This window comes from Enterobacter sp. B79-1 (assembly GCF_057444735.1).
This window is the reverse complement of record NZ_JBYAZJ010000001.1, coordinates 1,446,386-1,471,251: the sequence shown is the minus strand read 5'-3', so window position 1 is coordinate 1,471,251 and position 24,866 is coordinate 1,446,386. Positions and strand designations below refer to the sequence as shown.

The 24,866-nt window shown below is 53.7% G+C and carries 26 protein-coding genes; 5 read left to right on the top strand and 21 right to left on the bottom strand.

The window, feature by feature from the left end; all coding sequences use genetic code 11:
- The first annotated feature begins 82 nt into the window (after window positions 1-82).
- Both pagP and cspE read left to right on the top strand, forming a co-directional pair.
- Window positions 83-700 (top strand): lipid IV(A) palmitoyltransferase PagP, encoded by a 618-nt coding sequence (gene pagP, locus AC2T6E_RS07135; RefSeq protein ID WP_371317569.1) that lies wholly within the window; start codon window positions 83-85, stop codon window positions 698-700.
- A 190-nt stretch (window positions 701-890) separates the two neighbouring features.
- Window positions 891-1,100 carry a transcription antiterminator/RNA stability regulator CspE gene (cspE, locus tag AC2T6E_RS07130; protein ID WP_002439184.1) on the top strand — a complete coding sequence of 70 codons (210 nt, stop codon included), beginning with the start codon at window positions 891-893 and terminating at the stop codon, window positions 1,098-1,100.
- Window positions 1,101-1,318: 218 nt separating this feature from the next.
- Here the strand turns inward: cspE and crcB are convergent, their stop codons facing one another.
- Window positions 1,319-1,702: a fluoride efflux transporter CrcB gene (gene crcB, locus AC2T6E_RS07125; protein ID WP_100165302.1), complete on the bottom strand. Its 384-nt coding sequence runs from the start codon at window positions 1,700-1,702 to the stop codon at window positions 1,319-1,321.
- Window positions 1,703-1,769: 67 nt separating this feature from the next.
- On the opposite strand from crcB, the gene AC2T6E_RS07120 reads away from it, so the two are divergent.
- Complete coding sequence (locus AC2T6E_RS07120) at window positions 1,770-2,558, top strand: deaminated glutathione amidase (protein ID WP_120159138.1); 789 nt, start codon at window positions 1,770-1,772, stop codon at window positions 2,556-2,558.
- A gap of 126 nt (window positions 2,559-2,684) precedes the next feature.
- On the top strand, window positions 2,685-2,888 hold the full coding sequence (gene tatE, locus AC2T6E_RS07115) for a twin-arginine translocase subunit TatE (protein ID WP_010428567.1): 204 nt from the start codon (window positions 2,685-2,687) through the stop codon (window positions 2,886-2,888).
- An 81-nt stretch (window positions 2,889-2,969) separates the two neighbouring features.
- Here the strand turns inward: tatE and lipA are convergent, their stop codons facing one another.
- The 14 genes from lipA to leuS form a co-directional block, all read right to left on the bottom strand.
- Entirely contained in the window at window positions 2,970-3,935 is a 966-nt protein-coding gene (gene lipA / locus AC2T6E_RS07110; protein WP_010428570.1) for a lipoyl synthase, read from the bottom strand.
- A gap of 207 nt (window positions 3,936-4,142) precedes the next feature.
- Window positions 4,143-5,096: a YbeF family transcriptional regulator gene (locus AC2T6E_RS07105; RefSeq protein WP_010428572.1), complete on the bottom strand. Its 954-nt coding sequence runs from the start codon at window positions 5,094-5,096 to the stop codon at window positions 4,143-4,145.
- 281 nt (window positions 5,097-5,377) lie between these two features.
- Complete coding sequence (gene lipB / locus AC2T6E_RS07100) at window positions 5,378-6,019, bottom strand: lipoyl(octanoyl) transferase LipB (protein WP_010428573.1); 642 nt, start codon at window positions 6,017-6,019, stop codon at window positions 5,378-5,380.
- A gap of 93 nt (window positions 6,020-6,112) precedes the next feature.
- Window positions 6,113-6,376, bottom strand: coding sequence for a DUF493 family protein YbeD (gene ybeD, locus AC2T6E_RS07095; protein ID WP_006177135.1), 264 nt, complete (start codon window positions 6,374-6,376; stop codon window positions 6,113-6,115).
- 106 nt (window positions 6,377-6,482) lie between these two features.
- Window positions 6,483-7,694 carry a D-alanyl-D-alanine carboxypeptidase DacA gene (dacA, locus tag AC2T6E_RS07090; protein ID WP_042715190.1) on the bottom strand — a complete coding sequence of 404 codons (1,212 nt, stop codon included), beginning with the start codon at window positions 7,692-7,694 and terminating at the stop codon, window positions 6,483-6,485.
- A 139-nt stretch (window positions 7,695-7,833) separates the two neighbouring features.
- Window positions 7,834-8,937 carry an endolytic peptidoglycan transglycosylase RlpA gene (gene rlpA, locus AC2T6E_RS07085; RefSeq protein ID WP_108415850.1) on the bottom strand — a complete coding sequence of 368 codons (1,104 nt, stop codon included), beginning with the start codon at window positions 8,935-8,937 and terminating at the stop codon, window positions 7,834-7,836.
- Window positions 8,938-8,953: 16 nt separating this feature from the next.
- Complete coding sequence (gene mrdB / locus AC2T6E_RS07080) at window positions 8,954-10,066, bottom strand: peptidoglycan glycosyltransferase MrdB (RefSeq protein WP_042715186.1); 1,113 nt, start codon at window positions 10,064-10,066, stop codon at window positions 8,954-8,956.
- 2 nt (window positions 10,067-10,068) lie between these two features.
- Window positions 10,069-11,970 carry a peptidoglycan DD-transpeptidase MrdA gene (mrdA, locus tag AC2T6E_RS07075; protein ID WP_089598886.1) on the bottom strand — a complete coding sequence of 634 codons (1,902 nt, stop codon included), beginning with the start codon at window positions 11,968-11,970 and terminating at the stop codon, window positions 10,069-10,071.
- A 28-nt stretch (window positions 11,971-11,998) separates the two neighbouring features.
- Entirely contained in the window at window positions 11,999-12,466 is a 468-nt protein-coding gene (rlmH, locus tag AC2T6E_RS07070; RefSeq protein WP_003858701.1) for a 23S rRNA (pseudouridine(1915)-N(3))-methyltransferase RlmH, read from the bottom strand.
- A 3-nt stretch (window positions 12,467-12,469) separates the two neighbouring features.
- Window positions 12,470-12,787, bottom strand: a complete 318-nt coding sequence (rsfS, locus tag AC2T6E_RS07065; protein WP_003858696.1) for a ribosome silencing factor — start codon at window positions 12,785-12,787, stop codon at window positions 12,470-12,472.
- A 268-nt stretch (window positions 12,788-13,055) separates the two neighbouring features.
- Window positions 13,056-13,721, bottom strand: coding sequence for a nicotinate-nucleotide adenylyltransferase (nadD, locus tag AC2T6E_RS07060; protein WP_089598887.1), 666 nt, complete (start codon window positions 13,719-13,721; stop codon window positions 13,056-13,058).
- On the bottom strand, window positions 13,714-14,745 hold the full coding sequence (holA, locus tag AC2T6E_RS07055; RefSeq protein ID WP_486691037.1) for a DNA polymerase III subunit delta: 1,032 nt from the start codon (window positions 14,743-14,745) through the stop codon (window positions 13,714-13,716). Before holA ends, nadD begins: the two co-directional genes overlap by 8 nt.
- Window positions 14,745-15,314, bottom strand: coding sequence for an LPS assembly lipoprotein LptE (lptE, locus tag AC2T6E_RS07050; protein WP_041951371.1), 570 nt, complete (start codon window positions 15,312-15,314; stop codon window positions 14,745-14,747). Before lptE ends, holA begins: the two co-directional genes overlap by 1 nt.
- A 14-nt stretch (window positions 15,315-15,328) precedes the next feature.
- The gene (leuS, locus tag AC2T6E_RS07045) at window positions 15,329-17,911 is read right to left on the bottom strand and encodes a leucine--tRNA ligase (protein ID WP_486691034.1); all 2,583 of its coding nucleotides are present in this window, start codon (window positions 17,909-17,911) and stop codon (window positions 15,329-15,331) included.
- Window positions 17,912-18,126: 215 nt separating this feature from the next.
- Between leuS and AC2T6E_RS07040 the strand changes: the two genes are divergently transcribed.
- A complete protein-coding gene (locus AC2T6E_RS07040; RefSeq protein WP_089599024.1) occupies window positions 18,127-18,609 on the top strand; it encodes a zinc ribbon-containing protein in 483 nt (160 codons plus the stop codon).
- Window positions 18,610-18,661: 52 nt separating this feature from the next.
- On the opposite strand, the gene rihA is transcribed toward AC2T6E_RS07040, so the two are convergent.
- The 6 genes from rihA to lnt form a co-directional block, all read right to left on the bottom strand.
- Entirely contained in the window at window positions 18,662-19,603 is a 942-nt protein-coding gene (rihA, locus tag AC2T6E_RS07035; protein WP_486691032.1) for a pyrimidine-specific ribonucleoside hydrolase RihA, read from the bottom strand.
- 120 nt (window positions 19,604-19,723) lie between these two features.
- Window positions 19,724-20,449, bottom strand: a complete 726-nt coding sequence (locus AC2T6E_RS07030; protein ID WP_010428605.1) for an amino acid ABC transporter ATP-binding protein — start codon at window positions 20,447-20,449, stop codon at window positions 19,724-19,726.
- Window positions 20,449-21,123, bottom strand: a complete 675-nt coding sequence (gltK, locus tag AC2T6E_RS07025) for a glutamate/aspartate ABC transporter permease GltK (RefSeq protein ID WP_042718003.1) — start codon at window positions 21,121-21,123, stop codon at window positions 20,449-20,451. Before gltK ends, AC2T6E_RS07030 begins: the two co-directional genes overlap by 1 nt.
- Window positions 21,123-21,863 carry a glutamate/aspartate ABC transporter permease GltJ gene (gene gltJ / locus AC2T6E_RS07020; protein WP_010428609.1) on the bottom strand — a complete coding sequence of 247 codons (741 nt, stop codon included), beginning with the start codon at window positions 21,861-21,863 and terminating at the stop codon, window positions 21,123-21,125. The genes gltK and gltJ overlap by 1 nt, the downstream gene beginning before the upstream one ends.
- Window positions 21,864-22,017: 154 nt before the next feature.
- Window positions 22,018-22,923 (bottom strand): amino acid ABC transporter substrate-binding protein, encoded by a 906-nt coding sequence (locus AC2T6E_RS07015; protein WP_010428610.1) that lies wholly within the window; start codon window positions 22,921-22,923, stop codon window positions 22,018-22,020.
- Between the two features lie 401 nt (window positions 22,924-23,324).
- Window positions 23,325-24,863 carry an apolipoprotein N-acyltransferase gene (gene lnt, locus AC2T6E_RS07010; protein WP_454539168.1) on the bottom strand — a complete coding sequence of 513 codons (1,539 nt, stop codon included), beginning with the start codon at window positions 24,861-24,863 and terminating at the stop codon, window positions 23,325-23,327.
- Window positions 24,864-24,866: the final 3 nt, after the last annotated feature.

Here is a 24,866-nt window from a genome sequence, read left to right as displayed (position 1 = left end):
CCTTTTTCTAAGAATATTCTCGGATTTAGGGCCATTAATTAGGAATAACGCTGATGTTGTTAAGGATTCATTCAACTATTCTATGGTAAACTTTGCCTTGAATACTAAGAATGGTAATTGCATTGTGATGGTACGTAATAAATTTTTCCTGATTTTATTGTTTATTTTTGGGCAGTTAACTTTCTCTTCTGTCGCCAGGGCAGAGGATAACGCGGCGGATAAAGGTTGGTTCTCAACGTTTACGGATAACGTCGCGCAAACCTGGAAGGAGCCAGAACATTACGATCTCTATATTCCGGCGATAACGTGGCATGCACGTTTTGCCTATGACAAAGAAAAAACGGACCGCTACAACGAACGTCCCTGGGGAGCGGGTTTTGGTCAGTCCCGTTGGGACGATAAAGGAAACTGGCACGGACTGTACCTGATGGCGTTTAAGGACTCCTACAACAAGTGGGAGCCGATTGGCGGTTACGGCTGGGAGAAAACGTGGCGTCCATTAGCGGATGACAACTTCCATCTTGGCCTGGGCTACACGGCAGGCTTTACGGCGCGTGATAACTGGAAATACATTCCGGTCCCGGTCTTGCTGCCGTTGGCATCCATTGGCTATGGTCCCGCGACGTTCCAGATGACCTACATCCCGGGAACCTATAACAACGGAAACGTTTACTTTGCCTGGATGCGTTTTCAGTTTTAACTGACAAAACATAACAAACTGGCGAAAAAGTGCACTCTCGTTGAATCGTAAAGGATAAAAATCCGTCAGCGAAAATTAACGCGACTTTTGTCACTTTTTAGCAAAGATCCGCTGGACAAAAGGTTCCACAATTGATGTACTGATACCCGACACAGCATTTGTGTCGTTTTTTAATGTAAAGGTAATTTTGATGTCTAAGATTAAAGGTAACGTTAAGTGGTTTAATGAGTCCAAAGGATTCGGTTTCATTACTCCTGAAGATGGCAGCAAAGATGTGTTCGTACACTTCTCTGCAATCCAGTCTAATGGTTTCAAAACCCTGGCTGAAGGTCAGCGCGTTGAGTTTGAAATCACTAACGGTGCCAAAGGCCCTTCTGCTGCTAACGTAATCGCTCTGTAATTCAGACGCGTCAGCAAGAATTTCAAAACCCGCTCTCTGAGCGGGTTTTTTTCGTTCTGAATCAACCAATCAGATACATTTTCAGGAAGCTGGCGACGATTGCCACGCTCAGCAAAACCATTCCTGCGCTCATCAACTGTTCTTTCATACTGTCACCCTCGCTCCGTATTACGTCCAGAGTGGCAGAGAAAAATTAAGCCAACATTAACGTCGGACGATTAATGCGCGCTGGCGGAAGAAAAGAGCCAAAATGCGATCCCGGTCATCGCAAATGAACCGAGCATATTGATGGCGATGTTCGTTAATGCCCAGCCAATGCGACCTTCCTGAAACAGGAACACCACTTCAGCAGAGAAGGTGGAGAACGTCGTTAAACCGCCGCAGAAGCCGGTGGTAATCAATACCTTCCACACCGGGTCGATATGTGTCATGCGGTTAAACCAGGCTAGCCCCATACCGATAATAAAGGCACCAATCAGGTTTGCTGCCAGGGTTCCCATGGGAATGGCCTGATGAAGAGGGTTAAACCGCATACTCAAAAACCACCGCGCAACGCTACCCGTGCCTCCGCCAATAAAAACGGCTATAAGTAGTTGTAACACTGTCAATACCTGCTATTGGATGTGTAAGTACGTCGAGTGTAACGCTGTTTTTGACCGGGGGACAAATATGTATGTTGCAGTAGGGCAGTTTGCGGTAACGCCGGACTGGAATGAGAATGCGGGAACATGCGTCTCCCTGATGGCCCAGGCGCGACAGAAGGGGGCGTCCTTGCTGGTGCTTCCCGAAGCGCTGCTGGCACGGGATGATAACGATCCTGATATGTCGGTTAAGTCGGCGCAGTCGCTGGACGGAGCGTTTTTACAGCAGCTGCTGGCAGAGAGCGCTGGCAATCTCATGACGACCATTTTAACGGTGCATGTACCTTCTGCGCCGGGCCGGGCAGTGAATACGCTTGTAGCTATCCGTGGCGGCGAGATTATTGCACGCTACGCTAAGCTTCATCTCTATGATGCGTTCAACATTCAGGAGTCGCGACTTGTCGATCCTGGCGACAGCGTTTCACCCCTGCTGGATGTCGATGGATTTAACGTGGGATTAATGACCTGCTACGATCTGCGTTTTCCAGAAATGGCACTGAATCTGGCTTTACAGGGTGCCGACGTCCTGGTATTGCCAGCGGCCTGGGTTAAAGGGCCCTTAAAAGAGCACCACTGGGCGACGCTGTTGGCCGCAAGGGCGCTTGATACCACCTGCTACGTGGTCGCTTCAGGAGAGTGTGGGAATAAGAATATTGGACAGAGCAGGGTTATCGATCCGTTGGGCGTGACCATCGCCTCAGCAGCCGAAGCGCCAGCGCTTTTAATGACGGAGATACTATCAGAGCGAATTGCGCTTGCACGTCGGCAGTTACCCGTTCTTCGCAATCGACGGTTTGCGCCACCGCAATTATTGTGATGTTTTTTTCAACAATGCTTGATTCACCTTGTTACAGATTGCTATTGTGTGCGCGCGTCAAATGTCCGTTAATACGATCGGGTTTTTGGCGCTTAATGCAGCCTGTTTTATGTAAAGAAGGTATCTATGGGTGAGATTAGTATTACCAAACTGCTGGTGGTTGCCGCACTGGTCGTCCTGCTGTTTGGTACCAAGAAGTTACGCACGTTGGGTGGAGACCTGGGTGCTGCCATTAAAGGCTTTAAGAAAGCGATGAATGACGATGACGCGGCCGCGAAGAAAAGCGCCGAAGATAGTGTTCCTGCAGAGAAGCTTTCGCACAAAGAGTAATGGCAATCCTGCAAGGCTTGCATAAAAAAACCGGCTCATGAGGCCGGTTTTTTTGTGTTTCTGTAAAAAAATATTACAGGTTTATTTTACTTCTTCGCCTTTCGCCTGCATATCGGCGTGGTAGGAAGAGCGAACAAACGGGCCACACGCTGCATGGGTAAAGCCCATCGCCATGGCTTCGGCTTTCATCTCGTCGAACTCATCAGGGCTAACATAGCGCTGTACCGGCAGGTGGTGACGGCTTGGCTGCAGATACTGCCCCAGCGTCAGCATAGTGACACCGTGGCGGCGCAGATCGCGCATCACTTCGATGATTTCGGCATTGGTTTCACCGAGACCCACCATCAGGCCGGACTTGGTCGGAATATGCGGATGCGCTTCTTTAAAACGCTCCAGCAACTTCAGAGACCAGTTGTAGTCTGCGCCTGGACGCACCTGACGGTAAATACGCGGCACGTTTTCCAGGTTGTGGTTGAATACGTCTGGTGGGGTGGCGGTCAGGATATCCAGCGCGCGGTCCATACGTCCACGGAAATCGGGAACCAGCGTCTCAATCTTGATGCTTGGGCTTTTCTCACGGATGGCAGTAATGCAGTCTGCAAAGTGCTGTGCACCACCATCACGCAGGTCATCACGGTCAACCGAGGTGATAACGACATAACGCAACGCCATGTCGGCGATGGTTTGCGCCAGTTTCTGCGGCTCGTTCACATCTGGCGCAACTGGGCGGCCATGAGCAACGTCGCAGAACGGGCAGCGGCGGGTACAGATAGCACCCAAAATCATAAATGTCGCGGTACCGTGATTGAAACATTCAGCAAGGTTAGGGCAGGAGGCTTCTTCACACACGGAGTGAAGGCCATTTTTGCGCATCGCCGCTTTGATCCCCTGGATACGCGAAGAGTCCGCCGGCAGTTTGATTTTCATCCACTCCGGTTTTCTTAACAGCGCTTCGCGCTCTGTAGCCACGTTTTTAACCGGGATAAGGGCCATTTTATCGGCATCGCGGTATTTAACACCGCGTTCCATCACAATGGGTTTACTCATAGCGTGCGTGTTCCAGTTGCGAATATCGAAGGAAAGCGTTTCAATTCAAGGGAATGTTGTATTTATCAACTATTTTTGAACGAACGACAGGCAGTATATCATTGAAACGGTCGGTAAAGCAGCCTGCCAGGTCGCCAATTTGTAAAATAGTTGTTGTTTTGTGCGTTTTGCCCCGCATACAGCAGGGGCTTGTGCTGCCAGGCGGGTTCAGAAGGCCTGGCGGATAACGTTGATGACGTTTTCCAGTACCGGATCGCGCAGGCTTAGCTTGTTGTAATGCAGCGAAATTTCAAGCGTTTCGTCATTTAACTGATCGAGAGGAATGCTCTCTAGCGGCCAGCATTTGCGCAACAGGTTAAAGAGGCGCAGAGGCATGACGCACAGCATGTCGCTACTGCCAATCAGGGATGCAACGGTAAACATATTGTAACTGCTGAAGCTCACCTGGCGCTCCGGGAAGAGTTCATCAATGCGCTGCCGTAGCGGGTTGGATCCCTGGCCTTCTGCCATAAAAGAGGAATGCTCGTAGGCACGCAGGTTTTCTAGCGTCAAAGGCGCATTGAACGCGGGATGATGCTGACGGCATACCAGGATCAGGCTGTCGGCGTACAGGACATGCTGGCCTAAAGCCCTTGCACTGAAATTATTGCTGTCAATGATCAGGTCGGTCTGGAACTGCGCCAGCTGGGTTTCAGGATCATTCACGGTGACGTTGCGGATCAACAGCTGCGGCGCATGTTGCTTTATTGTCTTGTAGATAGCAGGCATCACCAGCACGCCCAGTGAGGGGGAGGTGCCAATAGTGATGGTTCTGTGTTTATCGTAGCTGCCCGTGAGGTCCAGCGCGCCGAGAATCGATTCCAGTCCCTGGCTAATGTATTCATGCAGATGTGTGGCATAAGCCGTAGGGGTTACGCCCTGGCCCTTACGTATAAATAACGGATCCGGGAAAATAGCGCGCAGCTTTTGAATTGACTGGCTAATTGCTGAGGGGGTCAGATTAAGAATTTTCGCAGCGTTAACGATACCCTTATGGACATAAACTGCCTCAAAAATAGTCAACAAGTTGAGATCAATATTACGTAAAGTCCGAAAAATTTGTGGCTTATCTTCACCGCCGGGTTCATTCAGGCGTTTGGCTGGTAAATTAGTAGACTCCACGCTTTCACTCCGTATCCATTCACAATATGAATGATAGTTGAATTTATTTATTATGCTTGCAGAGATTCGTAAAGTGTTTCACATGTTTAACGAAAACAGACAGTTGGGTGATTGTCACGCAAGTAATATGGGATCCGCAGGCGGCACTATCAAATTGATGAATAATATGTATCGCTAATATGCGGGCGCTTCGAAAATATAGAATCTGCTGATTGTTGTAAAGCGTAAATGCGGGAAATAGCCGTGGCCCGTCAAATAATCGAGCCACTAGCAAGCATATATTAAGCAGGGATATATTCGTGAGGAGGATTGTTAAGCAGTGCTAAAAAGTTCTTCAAAAGTACAGGACGAATAATATCCGGGGTGGCGGTGGCTACCCACTGGCACATTTGCGTCATCTCCATACCCGCATAGCCGCACGGATTGATGCGCAGGAAGGGGGCGAGATCCATATTGATATTAAGCGCCAGCCCATGGAATGAACAGCCTTTACGAATGCGCAGACCCAGCGAACAGATCTTCATCTCTCCCACATATACGCCCGGCGCATCCGCACGCGGATGGGCATCAATGCCGTATTCTGCGAGGGTGTTTACGACAGTTTGCTCCAGCAGGGTGACAAGTTCACGGACACCCAACTTTCTGCGCTTCAGGTTGAGCAATACGTACATCACCTGCTGACCCGGACCATGATAGGTGACCTGCCCACCGCGATCGCTTTGGATCACCGGGATATCGCCTGTCATCAACAGATGTTCGGCTTTTCCTGCCTGCCCCTGGGTAAACACAGGAAGGTGTTCAACTAACCAGATTTCATCGGGTGTGGTTTCATCGCGTGAATCAGTGAAGTCATGCATAGCCTGGGAGACAGGCTCGTAAGGTTGAAGCCCGAGATGGCGGACAAGAATGTTATCCTGGTACAAAACGACGTCTCCGAAGACGGGGAGAAAAGGGTGCGGAAAGTATATCACAGCAGGGAGAGGGGTTACCCGGCAAACCGGGTAACCGCAGAGGGACTACAGCACCATACGAACGATTTCGATATTGCCGAGTTCTTCGTACAGCGTCTCAACCTGCTCAATGTGAGTCGCAGTGATGGTAATAGAAACCGAGTGGTAGTTGCCCTTGCTGCTTGGTTTTACTGACGGAGAGTAGTCACCCGGCGCATGGCGCTGTACCACTTCAACCACCTGATCAACCAGCTCAGGCTTCGCCAGACCCATTACTTTGTAAGTAAATGAGGTAGGGAATTCAAGCAGTTCGTTAAGTTTGGTTTTCATGTCAGCTCCGGCGTAACGTCAAAAAATAATAACTCCCACGTCGGGTGGGAGTTATCAGGATACTTAGTATATGGGGATCAAAATCACACTTTCAAGTGTTCAGTTTTTAGCCAAACCAGTGGTGGAACATCAATTTAATGTAATCAATGATTTTGCTGAAGAAATTGCCTTCAGGAATTTCATCCAGCACCACGAGCGGACGCTGATCGATGGTTTTGCCGTCAAGCTGGAAGTTGATGGTGCCCACAACCTGGTTCTTCTGCAGTGGGGCGTGCAGTTCGGTGGTGTTGAGCACGTAGCTCGCTTTCAGATCTTTCATGCGGCCACGAGGAATGGTCAGATACAGATCTTTATCCACACCCAGGGAAGCACGGTCATTATCACCGAACCAGACTGGCTCTGAGGCGAACTCTTTACCCGCTTTCAGCGGATTGACGGTTTCGAAGAAACGGAAGCCCCAGGTCAGCAGTTTTTTGCTTTCGGTTTCACGGCCTTTGAAGGTGCGACCGCCCATCACGGCGGAAATCAGGCGCATCTGGCCTTCAGTCGCAGAGGCCACCAGGTTGTAACCCGCTTTATCGGTATGGCCAGTCTTGATGCCGTCAACGTTCAGGCTGTTATCCCACAGCAGGCCGTTACGGTTGGTCTGACGGATACCGTTGAAGGTGAACTCTTTTTCTTTATAGATGGTGTATTCGTTCGGGACATCACGGATCAGCGCCTGGCCAATCAGGGCCATGTCACGTGCAGAGCTGTACTGACCGTCTGCGTCCAGGCCGTGTACGGTCTGGAAGTGACTGTTTTTCAGACCCAGTGCGGAAACATAGCTGTTCATCAGGCCAACAAACGCGTCCTGGCTGCCTGCTGCGAAATCTGCCATGGCGACGCAGGCGTCGTTACCAGACTGCAGGTTGATACCGCGGATCAGCTGGGAGACGGGAACCTGCATGCCAGGTTTGAGGAACATCAACGATGATCCTTTGAACACCGGGTTACCGGTCGCCCAGGCATCGTTACCGATGGTAACCAGGTCGGTTTCTTTGAATTTACCTGCCTTCATGGCCTGGCCGATAACGTAGCTGGTCATCATTTTAGTCAGGCTGGCCGGATCGCGACGGGCATCGGCATTCTGTTCTGCCAGAACTTTGCCAGAGTTGTAATCGATCAGGATGTAGGATTCCGCGTCGATTTGCGGAACGCCAGGGATCATGGTCTTGATGTTCAGGTCATCCGCGTGAGCTGCAGAGAGAGCAGCTGCGCAAAGGGCCGCGGTCAGCGCCATGCGCTGCACAAAACGAGCAGAAAAAGTGGTCTTCATGGTCAGAACTACGACATCCGTGATGGAATTAAAAAAAGTGCCTTACTATAGCAAATGCTATACAGGCAGGCATCCGACTTTCATCATGAGATTGTGAATGTGTTTTACACAAATTGACATTTCGGATACCGCCGATTCATTACTTCGCAACAGTGATAAATGACTGGAGCTGCGCTTCACTTTGCAAACGCTGTTGCAGGGAAGCTGCCTGAGATTTGCTGGCAAACGGTCCCATCTGAATACGCCAGACCGCGCCGTTTTGCTCAACGCGGCCCGGGACATCAAACTGCTGGGTTAAGCGCTGCTGATACTGTTGCGCACGTGCCCGATCGCTGACGGCGCCGACCTGAACCACGTAACTGCCGCTTGCGGCCGCAGGGGCGGGAGTACTTTGCGCGGTCGCTGGTGCGGTCACGGGAGCAGGTTGCGTGATTGGGGCTGCGACAACCGGGGCTGGCGTGGGTTCACTGCCTTCAAGAACGCCAGAGGATAAAGTTGTCGGCGCACCGAGGAAACCGCTGCTTTTCACCGGGGCACCGGTACTGTCATCGCTTTGTAACGTATCGTTACTGATGGCGCGGACTTCGCCCTGTGGTTGAGCTGGCTCTGCAGGGGTAGACGCGCCTCCCATTCCGCCACTGAGGTCAGGGCGAGCCGGCAGGGCATAGGTTTGTTTCGCGACAGTCGTACAGGCGGTGCCTGGACCTGAAAGGGTACCATCCTGCGCGACGATAATCGGATCGATACGCACTTTGGTGTTGTTCGAGGTGTTCAGACGGTCAGCCGCTGCGCGGGACAGCGAGATCACGCGGTCATTCCCGTATGGGCCACGATCGTTGATACGCACGACGATCATACGGCCGTTCGCCAGGTTGGTGACGCGAGCATAGCTTGGGATCGGCAGCGTAGGATGCGCCGCCGTGATTTGCATCGGATCGAAGGTTTCGCCTGATGCGGTCAGGTTACTACCCGGCTCGGCATCATAAATGGCGGCAAAGCCAGCCTGGCTGAAACGGGAAGGATCCTGAACAATTTTGAAGCTTTTGCCGTCGCGCTGATAATCCTGATTCGCCGTTGCGTTCAGCGGTTCATAGATCGGATCGGCACCGCTAATTTCAACAATCGGGCCGTTACAGACCGCAGGCTGCGGCGGCGCGACGGTTGCCTGTTGCTGACCATCATCACTTGTGCAGGCTGCAAGTAAACTTGCTGCGATGCAGATCCCCAGCCACTGCTTACGCATTGCGATCCCCTTATTTTTATACGCTTTTGGACAACATTTTTCTGTGGGTATGGATCGACATGACGATACCAAACCCGGCCATCAACACGATCAGTGCCGAGCCCCCGTAACTCACCAGCGGCAGCGGTACGCCTACAACTGGCAGAATACCACTCACCATACCAATATTTACGAAGACATAAACGAATAAAATCAACATCAATCCGCCTGCCATCACGCGACCAAAGGTGGTTTGCGCTCGTGCGGCAATCCACAGACCTCGCATGATCAGCAGCACGTAGAGCGCAAGCAGAATTAAGATGCCAACCAGCCCTAACTCTTCCGCCAGTACGGCAAAGATAAAGTCGGTGTGGCGTTCCGGTAAGAACTCCAGTTGCGACTGTGTACCGTGCAGCCAGCCTTTCCCGCGCAGGCCACCGGAGCCAATCGCAATCTTCGACTGAATAATATGATAGCCCGCACCCAGCGGATCGGTTTCCGGATCGAGGAGCATCATCACGCGCTGGCGCTGGTAATCATGCATCAGGAAGAACCAGAGGATGGGGATAAAGGCGGCAACCAGCACCACCGCGATACCGATCAGACGCCAGCTCAGGCCTGACAGGAACAGGACAAACAGGCCGGACAGTGCGATAAGAATCGAGGTGCCGAGGTCAGGCTGTGCTGCAACCAGCAAGGTCGGCAGGAAAATCAGCACCAGCGCGATCGCGGTATTTTTTAGCGAAGGCGGGCAGACGTCGCGGTTAATAAAGCGCGCGACCATCAGCGGTACGGCAATTTTCGCGATTTCCGACGGCTGGAAGCGGACGATCCCCAGATCCAGCCAGCGCTGTGCGCCCTTGGATATCGCACCAAAGGCATCAACCGCAACAAGCAGGATGATACAGAAAATATAGAGGTAGGGCGCCCAGCCTTCGTACACGCGGGGTGGGATCTGCGCCATCACCACCATGATGACCAGGCCCATCGCGATTTGGCCAATTTTGCGCTCCATCATGCCGATGTCCTGACCGCTGGCGCTCCAGATAACCAGGGCGCTGTATACCAGCAAAGCCAGCAGAATCAATAGCATGGCAGGGTCAATGTGGATCTTGTCCCACAGCGATTTTTTATTCGGATTATCCGTCATGATTATTGGTCCTCCGCCGCAGCGGCTGCCGGATTTTCTGCCGGCAGTTCGGTGTTGTTATCACCCAGCATAATGTGGTCGAGGATTTGACGCATGATGGTACCTACAGCCGGACCTGCACCGCCGTTTTCGAGAATCATCGCCACTGCAACCTGCGGGTTATCATAAGGGGCAAACGCCGTCATGAGCTTGTGGTCACGCAGACGTTCAGCAATTTTGTGCGCGTTATAGGTTTCGTTTGCCTTCAGGCCGAAGACCTGCGCGGTACCCGATTTAGCAGCCACTTTGTAGGGTGCGCCAGCGAAGTATTTATGCGCCGTCCCGTTTGGACGGTTTGCCACGCCGTACATACCGTCTTTGGCGATTTCCCAGAAGCCGGAATGGATATCGCCCACCGGTGCCTCATGCGGCTGGATCCACGGGACTTTCTTGCCATTCTCAACCGTACTTTGCAGCAGATGAGGAACCTTCACTACGCCGTCGTTAATGAGGATCATCATCGCTTTGTTCATCTGCAGCGGGGTGGCTGTCCAGTAACCCTGGCCGATCCCGACCGGAATGGTATCACCCTGATACCACGGCTTCTTAAAACGCTTCAGTTTCCATTCGCGGGTGGGCATATTGCCAGAACGTTCTTCCGCAAGATCGATACCGGTATAGTGTCCGTAGCCGAATTTACTCATCCACGTCGACAGACGATCAATACCCATGTCATAGGCGACCTGGTAGAAGAAGGTATCCGCAGACTCTTCCAGTGATTTGGTCACGTTCAGATGACCGTGACCCCATTTCTTCCAGTCGCGGTAACGTTTTTCAGAGCCTGGTAGCTGCCACCAGCCGGGGTCAAACAGGCTGGTATTGCGATTGATTACGCCCGCACTCAGTGCAGAAACCGCAACGTAAGGTTTTACCGTTGACGCAGGCGGGTAAACACCCTGTGTCGCACGGTTCACCAGCGGGGTGTTCGGATCGTTAAGCAGACCGGAATAATCTTTGCTGGAGATACCGTCCACGAAGAGGTTAGGGTCGTAGCTCGGCATGGAGACCATGGCCAGAATTCCACCGGTGCGCGGGTCGGTGACGATAACGGCGGCACGGCTGCCAGCCAGCAGGGTTTCGATATACTGCTGCAGCTTAAGGTCGAGTGTCAGATACACATCATGGCCCGCCTGCGGCGGCACCTCTTTCAGCTGGCGAATTACGCGGCCACGGTTGTTAACTTCAACCTCTTCATAACCGGTTTCGCCGTGCAGCACATCTTCATAATAACGCTCAATCCCCAGCTTACCGATATCATGCGTTGCGGCGTAGTTGGCCAGCTTGCCGTCTTTATCAAGGCGGTCAACGTCTTTATCGTTAATCTTGGAAACGTAGCCAATCACGTGCGTCAGCGCAGAGCCGTAAGGATAGAAGCGGCGCTTATAGCCTTTCACTTCCACGCCGGGGAATCGATACTGGTTCACGGCAAAACGGGCCACCTGCACTTCTGTCAGGTTGGTTTTGACCGGAATAGACGTGAAGCGATGAGAACGGGAACGCTCTTTTTTAAAGGCGGCGATATCGTCATCGTTGAGATCGACCACGCTTCTCAGCGCGTTCAGCGTATCCTGCACGTTGTCGACCTTTTCCGGCATCATCTCGATTTGGTAGATGGTGCGGTTTAAGGCCAGCGGCGTGCCGTTACGGTCGTAGATAATGCCGCGGCTTGGCGCGATCGGCACCAGCTTGATGCGGTTCTCGTTTGAACGCGTCTGGTAGTCGGTAAAGCGGACAATTTGCAGATTATAGAGGTTGGCGATCAGCACGCCGGTCAGCAGCAAAATCCCCGTAAAGGCGACCAGTGCCCGGCGCACAAACAGCGCGGACTCAGCCGTATAGTCGCGAAAAGAATTCTGTAGTTTCATCCGCTGCTTAATCTACCCTGGTCAGTCATTACTCGCGGTGGTAGGGGTGGTTGGTAGTAATGCTCCACGCGCGGTACAGGCTTTCTGCCACCAGCACCCTAACAAGCGGGTGGGGGAGCGTCAGCGCGGAGAGAGACCAACTTTGTTCTGCTGCCGCTTTGCAGGCGGGGGATAACCCTTCAGGTCCGCCAATCAACAGACTGACATCACGACCGTCCTGCTTCCAGCGCTCCAGTTCGTGCGCCAGCTGCGGCGTATCCCAGGGTTTACCTGGAATATCGAGGGTAACGATGCGGTTTTTGCCTGCGGCAGCCAGCATCAGTTCGCCCTCTTTATCGAGAATACGTTTGATATCCGCGTTCTTGCCGCGCTTACCGGCAGGAATTTCCACCAGTTCGAACGGCATATCTTTTGGAAAACGACGCAGATACTCAGTAAAACCGGTTTGTACCCAGTCCGGCATTTTGGTGCCGACAGCGACCAGCTGCAACTTCACGCATTAACCCCAGAGTTTTTCCAGCTCATACAGGCGACGACTCTCTTCCTGCATGACATGGACAATCACATCGCCGAGATCGACAACCACCCAGTCGGCGGTCGCTTCACCTTCAACGCCAAGCGGTAACAGCCCTGCTGCACGTGATTCCTGAACGACGTGATCGGCAATCGAAACCACATGGCGAGTAGATGTACCGGTGCAGATAATCATGCAGTCGGTGATGCTGGATTTACCTTTAACGTCGATAGCGATGATGTCCTGACCTTTGAGGTCATCAATTTTGTCGATAACAAAATCCTGGAGTGCTTTACCCTGCAAGTTTTCCCCCTGGGTGAATGAGATTGTGTAACTATAAATTCGTAGCCAGACAGTATACCTGAACTGACGCCAGTATCGGGACAAATGTCACCGGCCGGGCTTTTGAAGGCGGGTATCATCCCACCCTCCGCCGGAGATTGCATCGCCATTTTTGTAAAACAATTTCTGTAAAGCAATGATCGGCGGGAAAGTCTGGCAGCGGAGGATAACAGTATGGCTTACCCTGTCAAGGCAGGATAATCAATCAGCCGCTTTTTCTTGCCTCAGGCTATGCGTCTGCGCTTTTCTGATACAACCCGTGCTGATTGATATACGCCAGCACTGACGAAGGCAGCATATCGTCACAGGCTAAACCCTGCTGCAGGCGCTCGCGAATGAGCGTCGCAGAAATATCAAACCACGGCGTTTCTGCCAGATAAATCTTCCCGGCTGGCTGATTATGCAGATCTTCCACGTTGTCGGTGAGATGAGCTTCAAGCCATTGCTGGTACTGTGGTTCGCGCATGGTCAGCGGATACCCGGGGCGACGGCACACGAGAAGGTGGCTGTTCTCCAGTATGGTTTCATACTGATGCCAGGTAGGAAAGTTGAGCAGGGAATCCTGACCGATAATAAAGGCCAGCGGTTTATCCGGCCCTTGTTCAGCTCGCCACTCCTGCAGCGTCTGGGACGTCCAGGACGGAGTGTTGCGACGTAACTCCCGTTCGTCAAGACGGAAAAGGGGTTTATCCGCAATCGCCAGCGCGAGCATCTCTTTTCGCTGTTCGCTGGTGGCCTCTGGCTGAGGACGGTGCGGCGGAACGTTATTGGGCATAATGATTACGCGCTGCAGGCCGATCAGATTCGCCAGAATTTCAACCGGCTTAAGATGCCCGTAATGCACCGGGTCGAAAGTTCCGCCGTACAGCGCTTGTAGAGAATGCATGCTATCCATCGATAAATACGTCTGCCAGCGCCTTGTGGCAGAGCAGCAGTGAAAGGCTTTCCAGCTCCGACCAGACCGACTGACCGTAATCTTGTTTCAACGTGAGCTCGGCGCGCATCAAAAGCTGTACAGCCTGGCGCAGCTGTTCATGACTCAGGCGGTTGATGGCCTCGGTGGTCATCGCCCTGCGGTTTTGCCATACACGGTGTTTATCAAACAGTGAACGCAATGGCGTATGGGCAGACTGACGCTTGAGCGTATTCAGTAACAACAGCTCTCGCTGGAGCGTGCGCAGCAAAATGACAGGTTCACTGCCTTCAAGGCGCAGCTGCTGCAATATATGTAGTGCGCGTTTGCTCTTTGCTGACAGCAGCGCGTCAACCCAGTGAAATGGCGTAAAGTGGGCTGCATCGTTTACCGCTTGCTCAACACGCGGTAACGTCAGTTTACCGTCAGGCCAAAGCAGAGAAAGCCTGTCGAGTGCCTGCGCCAGCGCCAGCAGGTTACCTTCATAGCAGTAGCAAAGCAGCTGGTTTGCCGCCTCATCCAACTGAAGATTGTGCTGTTTTGCTCGCGCGGCTACCCATTTAGGCAGATGTGCCTGTTCAGGTGTCTGGCAGGTGACCTGCACAGCGTTGGTCGCAAGTTGAGTAAACCACGCTGCGTTTTCCTGCGCCTTGGTGAGCTTGTTGCCGCGCACAATCAGCAGCAGATCGCTGTGTAACAGGCTGACCAGAGTGGCGAGTTGCTCATTCATGGCCGCGTTAGGGCCATTTTCCGGCAGCAGGATCTGGATTGTCTGGCGCGATGCAAACAGGCTCATTGCCTGGCAAAGTGAAAAGACGGCGTTCCAGTCGGTGTTGTTGTCCAGCTGGACGGTGCGGTGTTCATCAAAGCCCTGAGCGACCGCCGCGTGACGAACGGCATCCAGACTTTCCTGAAGTAATAGCGGATCGTTTCCGAGCAGCAGATACGCCGCGCGCAGCCCTTCATTGAGCTGCGCGCGGAGTTGTTCAGGATACAACCTGATCATCAGTTACCCATCGACGTTGACATGGTCGGCGCGTTAGCGTCCGGTGTGTCGATAATGTCAGAGCCTTGTTTCGTCGACGCAGCAATGCTTGGCAGTTTACGGATCAGCTGTTCCGCTGCCTTATCATACATTTCGTTGATGATAATCTGCTGCTCGGCATCTTTTGCCAGCGCCGTTTGCGGGTTATCGAAGAACGAACGGTAGACTTTAGTACTGATTGGATAAATATCTTTACCCGGGATCAATACGGCCGCTTTCACGTTAAGCACCATCTGATATTCCGCAGTACGGCCATCCTGGAAGATGGACGCGGTATCTTTAGACAACGTCGAGGTCAGGATGCGGAATGACGGAACATCCTGGCGCAAAGTGCCTTTCTCGATCAACTCAACATCGTTCAAACGGAGCTGGTTACGAACAGCCCGGCTGAGTGGGCCATTCGGATCCGAAGAGTCGAAGATCAACGTTTTCATCTGAGGCGGCACTGCCGTGGTATTGCGCAGATGCCACCCGCAACCTGCGGTGACAAGCACCGCCAGGGATAAGAGTATTGTTGCCAGTTGTCGCACGTTTCCTCCCGCGCTTAGCCAACGACCAGATTAAGCAGTTTACCTGGTACGTAGATCACTTTACGTACGGTAACGCCCTCAAGATATTTTGCAACCAGCGGTTCCTGACCTGCGCGTTCGCGAACCTGCTCTTCGGTTGCATCAACAGCCACGGTGATTTTACCGCGCACTTTGCCGTTGACCTGCACCACAACCAGGGTGGTGTTTTCCACCATCGCTGATTCGTCTGCCACTGGCCACGGCGCGTTGTCGATATCGCCTTCGCCTTTCAGCTCCTGCCACAGGGTGAAGCTGGCGTGTGGTGTGAACGGGTTAAGCATGCGAACAACCGCCAGCAGCGCTTCACGCATGATGGCACGATCCTGCTCGCCATCCTGCGGGGCTTTCGCAAGCTTATTCATCAGTTCCATAATAGCCGCAATTGCGGTATTGAAGGTCTGACGACGACCAATATCATCGGTTACTTTCGCAATGGTTTTATGAACATCGCGACGCAGCGCCTGCTGATCTTCAGTCAGTGCCGCAGCGTTCAGTGCTGGCGCATCACCCTGTGAGGTGTGCTCGTAAACCAGTTTCCAGACGCGTTTCAGGAAGCGGTTAGCGCCTTCAACGCCGGATTCCTGCCATTCGAGGGTCATGTCGGCCGGTGAGGCAAACATCATGAACAGACGCACGGTGTCAGCGCCGTAACGCTCAACCATGACCTGCGGGTCGATACCGTTGTTTTTGGACTTGGACATCTTGCTCATGCCGGTGTAAACCAGTTCATGACCTTCAGCGTCTTTCGCCTTCACGATACGGCCTTTTTCGTCGCGCTCAACGATCGCATCAACCGGAGAAACCCAGTTACGTTCGCCGTTCGCGCCCACGTAATAGAACGCATCTGCCAGTACCATGCCCTGACACAGCAGCTGTTTCGCAGGTTCGTCAGAGTTAACCATGCCCGCATCGCGCATCAGCTTATGGAAGAAGCGGAAGTAGAGCAGGTGCATGATGGCGTGTTCGATACCACCGATGTAGATGTCTACCGGCAGCCAGTAGTTTGCCGCATCGGAATCGAGCATACCGTCCTGATACTGCGGGCAGGTGTAGCGCGCGTAGTACCAGGAGGATTCCATAAAGGTATCGAAGGTGTCGGTTTCACGCAGCGCAGGCTGACCGTTGACGGTGGTTTTTGCCCACTCAGGATCGGCTTTGATCGGGCTGGTGATGCCGTCCATGACCACGTCTTCCGGCAGGATCACCGGCAGCTGATCTTCAGGCGTTGGCATGACGGTGCCGTCTTCCAGCGTCACCATTGGAATTGGCGCACCCCAGTAACGCTGACGGGAAACCCCCCAGTCGCGCAGACGGAAGTTCACTTTACGCTCGCCTACGCCCAGCGAAGCCAGCTTGTCGGCAATGGCGTTGAAGCCGTCTTCAAAGCTCAGGCCGCTGAATTCGCCGGAGTTGAACAGGGTGCCTTTTTCGGTCAGCGCTTGCTCGGACAGGTCGGGTTCAGAACCATCGGCGGCCAGAATAACCGGTTTGATGGTCAGACCGTATTTGGTGGCAAATTCGTAGTCGCGCTGGTCGTGACCCGGAACGGCCATTACGGCGCCCGTGCCGTACTCCATCAGAACGAAGTTCGCGGCCCAGACAGGGATGGCTTCGCCAGTCAGTGGGTGAATGGCTTTAAAGCCAGTATCAACGCCTTTTTTCTCCATCGTCGCCATGTCGGCTTCGGCCACTTTGGTGTTGCGGCATTCGTCGATGAAGCGAGCCAGTTCCGTGTTGTTCTCTGCCGCTTTCTGCGCCAGCGGGTGACCTGCGGCTACGGCCAGGTAGGTCGCGCCCATGAAGGTATCCGGACGGGTAGTATAGACGGTCAGGGTCTGGTCGTAGTTCTCAACGTTGAAGGTAATCTCCACGCCTTCAGAACGGCCGATCCAGTTGCGCTGCATGGTCTTGACGGTATCTGGCCAGTGATCCAGTTTATCCAGATCGTTCAGCAGTTCGTCGGCGTAAGCGGTGATTTTGATAAACCACTGTGGGATCTCTTTACGCTCAACTTTAGTGTCACAGCGCCAGCAGCAGCCGTCGATAACCTGTTCGTTCGCCAGAACGGTCTGGTCATTCGGACACCAGTTAACGGCGGAGGTCTTCTTATACACCAGGCCTTTTTTATACAGCTCGGTGAAGAACTTCTGCTCCCAACGGTAATATTCCGGGGTGCAGGTTGCCAGCTCGCGGCTCCAGTCATAGCCAAAGCCCAGCATTTTGAGCTGGTTTTTCATGTACGCGATGTTGTCGTACGTCCACGGCGCCGGTGCGGTGTTGTTTTTGACCGCCGCGCCTTCAGCAGGCAGACCGAATGCATCCCAGCCGATTGGCTGCAGGACGTTTTTGCCCAGCATGCGCTGGTAGCGTGCAATCACATCACCGATGGTGTAGTTACGCACGTGGCCCATGTGTAGTCGACCAGAAGGATAGGGAAGCATCGACAGGCAGTAATACTTCTCTTTGCTCTCGTCTTCGGTTACTTCAAAGGTGCGCTTCTCGTCCCAGTGTTGCTGGACTTTTGATTCTATCTCTTCCGGGCGGTATTGCTCTTGCATGGCAGCCAGTGGTCCTGTTTTCAATACAGCTACTAAATGTAGCCAATGGATGTGGTATCTCAGATCCGCATAGCATAGCCCAAACGCCCGCGTCAAAACAGCCTTTCGCACAAATGCACTTTGCAGGAATTTACCGGGTCTGTGCTTCACCTGACAAAGCGGCGGCGAAATAAGGTCTATTATTAGAAATAGTTACTTACCCGGGAGGCAAAATGATGAACAAGGTTGCTCAATTTTACCGCGAACTGGTAGCGACACTGACGGAACGGCTGCGCAACGGCGAGCGCGATATCGACGCGCTGGTCGAACAGGCTCGCTCCCGGGTGGCGCAAACGGGTGAGTTAACGCGAACCGAAGTGGAAGAGGTGACGCGCGCCGTGCGGCGTGATCTGGAAGAGTTCGCGCGCAGTTACGAGGAGAGCCAGGACGAGGTCGCGGACAGCGTCTTTATGCGGGTGATTAAAGAGAGTCTGTGGCAGGAGCTGGCGGATATCACCGACAAAACGCAGCTGGAGTGGCGCGAGGTGTTTCAGGATTTGAACCACCACGGCGTCTACCAGAGCGGTGAAGTGGTGGGGCTGGGGAACCTGGTCTGCGAGAAGTGTCATCACCATATTGCGGTGTACACGCCGGACGTGCTGCCGCTGTGTCCGAAGTGCGGGCACGATCAGTTCCAGCGTCGGCCGTTTGAGCCCTAGGTAAAGCGTGGGGTGCTCCCTCTCCCCGTGGGAGAGGGTTGGGGTGAGGGCATCAGGCCGCACTATAGTAAGCCAGTCTCTCCGCCAGCAAATCCACAAACGCCTCCCGGTCGATATCCACCATCACCGTTGTATTCGGTTTATTCCCCGTCAGCGAGTAATAATCCACCACCGTCATGCCCTGGGTGTATTTTCCCTGCGTCTCAACGCCAACCCATCTGTCCACCGTGGTAAACATCTCAGGTTTTAACAGCCAGGAAATGGTGCACGGGTCGTGCAGCGGTGCGCCGTGGAAGCCCCACTTCTCGGCTTTGTGATACTCCATAAAGAAGTCGAGCAGTTCGGCCACGGTTGTCGCAACCGGGTTGCCCACCGAGCGGAAGCGCTCAATATCGTCCGCCATAATCTGCGCGCGGTGGGTAACATCCAGCCCCGCCATCACAATCGGTAATCCTGACTGGAAGACAATCTCCGCCGCTTCCGGGTCGACAAAGATGTTGAACTCCGCCGCAGGCGTCCAGTTACCCAGCCCCATGGCCCCGCCCATAATCACAATCCGGGCAATTTTATTATGCAGCTCAGGATGGCTGTTCAGCAGCAGCGCAACGTTGGTTTGTGGTCCGGTAGCCACCAGCGTTACCGGTTCTGCACTTTCACGCAGCACTTTTGCCATCAGCTCCACGGCGGTACAGTTTTGCGGCGTGAAGCCCGGCTCCGGCAGTGCCGGACCGTCCAGCCCACTTTCACCATGAACGTTGTCGGCAATAATGAGCTCGCGCATCAGCGGCTTCACGGCCCCGCCCGTAACCGGAATATCGGTGCGTTTAAGCAGCGTGAGCATGCGCAGCACGTTGCGCAGGGTTTTTTCAGGCGTCTGGTTTCCGGCGGATGAGGTGACGGCTTTTACGTCGAGTTCAGGGGAGGCTAGTGCAAGGACGAGTGCGATCGCGTCATCATGACCTGGATCGCAATCGAGAATGATCGGCCGTGCCATAGGGTTCTCCATTCTTAGCGTTATTTTGTGACAAGGTTAACGCTGCAATGTGACGCCGACGAGAAGCAGAGTGTGAAAGCGTGAAGCAGTGCGCAATCCGCAGATCGCGCACCGGGAAGATTAGTGCAGGATTTTGGCGAGGAAGTCTTTGGCACGGTCGGATTTCGGGTTGGCAAAAAACTCTTCTTTCGGAGAGTCTTCCACAATTTTCCCTTCGTCCATAAAGATCACGCGGTTGGCCACTTTACGGGCGAAGCCCATTTCGTGGGTTACGACCATCATGGTCATCCCTTCGTGCGCCAGCTCGACCATTACGTCCAGCACTTCGTTGATCATCTCAGGATCGAGCGCCGACGTTGGCTCATCAAACAGCATCGCCACCGGATCCATACACAGCGCGCGGGCGATCGCCACGCGCTGCTGTTGGCCGCCAGAAAGCTGTGCCGGGAACTTATCGGCATGTGCCGAGAGACCCACGCGTTCCAGGAGCTTCAGCCCTTTCTCGCGCGACGCCTTTTTATCACGCTTAAGCACTTTAACCTGTGCCAGCGTCAGGTTCTCGATGATAGAGAGGTGAGGGAACAGCTCAAAATGCTGGAACACCATGCCGACGTGTGAGCGAAGCTGAGCAAGATTGGTTTTCTTGTCGTTCACTTTGGTACCGTTGACGACAATTTCACCCTGCTGCACCGGCTCCAGGCCGTTAACGGTTTTGATCAGCGTCGACTTACCGGAGCCGGACGGCCCACACACCACCACGACGTCGCCTTTTTTCACTTCGGTGGAGCAGTCGGTCAGCACCTGAAAGTGCCCATACCATTTCGAAACATTTTTCAGGGAAATCATTATACAGTCCTTTTCTTCAGCCAGCTGACCAACAGCGACGCGCTTAAACTAATCACAAAATAGACCCCACCCGCGAAGAGGACCATCTCAACCTGCGTACCATCACGCTCGCCGATGGTGGACGCGGTACGGAAGAAGTCTGCCAGGCTCAGGACGTAGACCAGAGAGGTATCCTGGAACAGCACGATGCCCTGTGTCAGCAGGAGCGGAACCATGGCGCGGAACGCCTGCGGCAGAATAATGAGCTGCATGGATTGCCAGTGGGTCATCCCCAAAGCCAGTGCGGCGCTGGACTGCCCGCGGGAGATACTCTGAATGCCCGCACGAATAATCTCGGAGTAGTAAGCGGCCTCAAACATCGAGAATGCCACCATGGCGGAGATCAGGCGGATATCGGTTTTCGGCGACAGTCCCAGTACGTTCTGCAGGAAGCCGGGAACAATCAGGTAAAACCACAGCAGCACCATCACCAGCGGAATGGAGCGGAAGACGTTAACGTAGGCAGTCGCAAACCAGGCGAGGGGTTTAAAGCTCGACAGGCGCATCACCGCCAACAGGGTGCCCCAGACGATACCGATAATGATGGCGATCACGGTGATCTTTAAGGTGATCACCAGGCCATCCAGCAGGTAAGGCATGGATGGAACGATAGAACTCCAGTCAAATTCGTACATTATTTGCCCCCCAGATTGCCCGGCAGGCGAATTTTGCGTTCAACCAGGTTCATCACCAGCATGATGAAAGCGTTAATCAGAACGTAAGCGAGGGTAATCGCGGTGAAGGATTCCCACGCGTGGGCGGAGTAGTCCAGCAGCTTACCCGCCTGAGCCGCCATATCCACCAGACCAATCGTCGAGGCGATGGCCGAATTTTTCACCAGGTTCATCATCTCTGACGTCATCGGTGGAACGATAACGCGATAGGCGTTAGGCAGCAGAACGTAACGGTAGGCTTGCGGCAGCGTCAGGCCCATCGCCAGAGCCGCGTTCTTTTGCCCGCGCGGCAGTGACTGGATGGCAGCACGCACCTGTTCGCAAACGCGCGCGGCGGTGAACAGCCCCAGGCACAGCATGGAAGAGACAAAGAACTGAACGTTAGGATCCAGTTCCGCCTTGAACCACATGCCGATATTTTCCGGCAGCAGTTCCGGAATGACCAGATACCAGGTAAAGAACTGCACGATTAGCGGAACGTTACGGAACAGTTCCACGTACAGGGTGCCGAGTGTTGAAAGAAAGCGATTGGGAACGGTGCGCAGAATACCGAACAGCGAACCGACAAGAAACGCGATAATCCACGCCGTTATCGATAGCGCAACGGTGACCTGAAAGCCGCTCCACAGCCAGCCAAGATAGGTGGTGTTGCCGAACGGGGCTTGTTGCAGAAAAATGCCCCAGTTCCAGTCAATTGACATAATAAACTCCAGAAAAAAAAGGGTAGCAGCGCTACCCTCGAAGATTGGTGAGAAGCTCATTTTCGCGCTGAGTGGGGAACGACCACTCAACGTATAGTCTGTCCATGCTTCCCGACAATCGAGAGGGCAGGAGATCCCGCCCCTGTCGTTCTAATTAGTTAAGCGCTTTATCGTTTGGTGATTTGAACAGTGCTTTCATGTCGTCAGACAGTTCAAAGTTCATGTTGAGGTTCTTTGGTGGAATCGGGTTCTTGAACCATTTGTCGAACCATTTTTCCGCGTCGCCGGATGTCTGTGCCTGCGCGATGGTGTCATCAATCAGCTTTTTGAAGTCAGCATCGTCTTTACGCAGCATACAACCGTAGGCTTCTTTCGACTGCGCGGTGCCCACGATTTCCCAGTTGTCTGGTTTCTTCGCTTTCGCACGTTCGCCCGCCAGCAGGGCGTCATCCATCATAAACGCGACGGCACGACCGCTTTCCAGGGTACGGAAGGAGTCGCCATGGTCTTTCGCGCTGATGATGCGCATATCCATTTTCTTCTCGTCGTTCAGCTTGTGCAGCAGCACTTCGGAAGTCGTACCGGAGGTCACAACGACCGCTTTGCCTTTCAGGTCAGCAAAATCTTTGATTGCGCCGCCTTTCTTGGTCAGCAGACGGGTGCCCACGACAAAGATGGTGTCGGAGAAGGCGGCCTGTTTCTGACGCTCAAGGTTGTTGGTGGTGGAACCACACTCGAAATCAAAGGTGCCGTTTTGCAGCAGTGGAATACGGTTTTGTGAAGTGATTGGGATCAGCTTCACCTGCAGGTCAGGTTTGTTCAGCTTTTTCTTCACAGCTTCAACGATGGCGTTGGAGTAATCCTGTGAATAGCCTACGACTTTTTGCGTGTTGTCGTAGTAAGAGAACGGGACAGAAGATTCACGGTGGCCGACCACGATGACGCCGTTTTTGGCAATCTTGTCGAGAGTGCTGCCTGCTGCCGGAGCATCTTCAGCGTGAACGACGCCAGCAGACATTCCCATAACCAGCATTGCTGTGGCCAGTTTACGTAATTGCATACCCAACTCCTTTCTTATCAGCGCCAGTGACGCATTGATACCCATTGTGATGTTGTTATATCTCGCGCTATGCGAGTGCAGTGTTATGCAAGCTTGTTAACATTTAGTCTGGCTTAATGTAAAGATTTTGCTGCGTTATTGTTTATTTTTGCGAAGCGCGCCGCACCATTCAGAGGCAATAATCTTTCGTTGCACCGTTTCGGTGCTGCCGATGATCTACGCTGGTGCGACAAGGTTGCACGTTAAGCCAAACTGCGTTTGCGCGAATAAACAAAGCAATAGGCGTGCCAGAATGGGAGTTTGGAGGGGATTGTCGGGTGGCGGCTACGCCTTACCCGACCTACGGGAGCAAAAATGTAGGCCTGGTAAGCGTCAGCGCCACCCGGCAACAGAAGGTAAAATTATTTACGACGCTGACGCAGACTCATCAGCACCACGGCAAAGCCGAACAGCGTGGTCAAAATCCACAGCGGCCAGTTGCCGGTACGCGCGTACGGCGTCAGCCCCGTGGTAGGCGTGACTGTAGTGGTCAGCACCTCGCGGGTGAACTGCGGGATCATCGCCTGAATGTCACCCTGCGGACCAATCACAGCGGTGATGCCGTTGTTGGTGCTGCGCAGCAGCGGACGCGCCAGTTCCAGGGAGCGCATGCGCGCCATCTGGAAGTGCTGCCACGGGCCGATTGACTTACCAAACCATGCATCGTTGGAGATGGTCAGCAGATAGTCAGTATCCGGGCGGAAGTTATCGCGCACCTGTTCCCCGAGAATGATTTCGTAGCAGATGGCCGCCGTCAGGGCGAGACCGTGCGCGTGCAGCTGAGGCTGAACGTACGGACCGCGGCTGAAAGAGGACATCGGCAGGTCAAAGAACGGGGCCAGCGGGCGCAGAATCGACTCCAGCGGGACAAATTCACCAAACGGTACCAGGTGATTCTTATTGTACCGGTCGGTGGAGTTGTAGCTGTATTCGCTGTCTTTGCCGAGCGTAATGATGGTGTTGTAGGTGTCGTAGCGGTTTTGCTGATTCAGGCGTGCATCAACGATGCCGGTAATCAGCGTGCTGCCGCGCGCCACCAGCAGATTGTTCATCATGTTGAGGAACGGCTGCTGGTTAATTTCCAGATCGGGAATGGCGGACTCCGGCCAGATAATCAGCTGCGATTTACCCATCACCTCTTCGGTGGCGTTGGCGTAGATCTTCAGCGTATTCAGCAGCTCTTTTTCGTCCCACTTCATGGACTGTGGGATATTCCCCTGCACCATGGAGACCTGCATGGCGCGCTCGGGTTCAGGCGTGAACCACTGGATATAACGCAGCGGGAAGGGCAGGACGAAAAGCACCAGCGCCACAGCCAGCGGTTTCCAGCAGCGCGTGACCAGCGCCAGCACCAGCAGGCCGCTGACCACCATCAACAGGAAGTTAATGGCTTCAACGCCCATCACCGGTGCCAGCCCTTTCAGCGGGCCGTCAATCTGGCTGTAGCCGAACTGCAGCCACGGGAAGCCGGTAAGCACCCAGCCGCGCAGGAACTCGGTAATTTGCCAGACAACCGGTGCGGCAATCGCGACGCGCAGCCAGGTGGTTTTAGGCCACAGACGCGAGAGGATCCCTGCGAACAGTCCGGTATAGAGCGAGAGATAGGCGGCGAGCAGCACAACGAGGAAGACGTTAACCGGCCCCGGCATGCCGCCAAACTGGGCGATGCTGACGTAGACCCAGTTGATGCCTGAGCCAAACAGCCCCAGCCCCCAGAAGTAACCGATGGCGGCAGCCTGTACCGGACGCCGATTCAGGGTTAAACCCTGAAGTCCCATCAGGGAGAGAAGGGCCGCGGGCCAGATGTCATAAGGAGAAAAAGCCAGCGTACCGCTGGCTCCGAGCAACAGCGCCAGCAGCAAACGGACGCGCTGGCGTTCAAGTAATGGGGCAAATGCCATTTA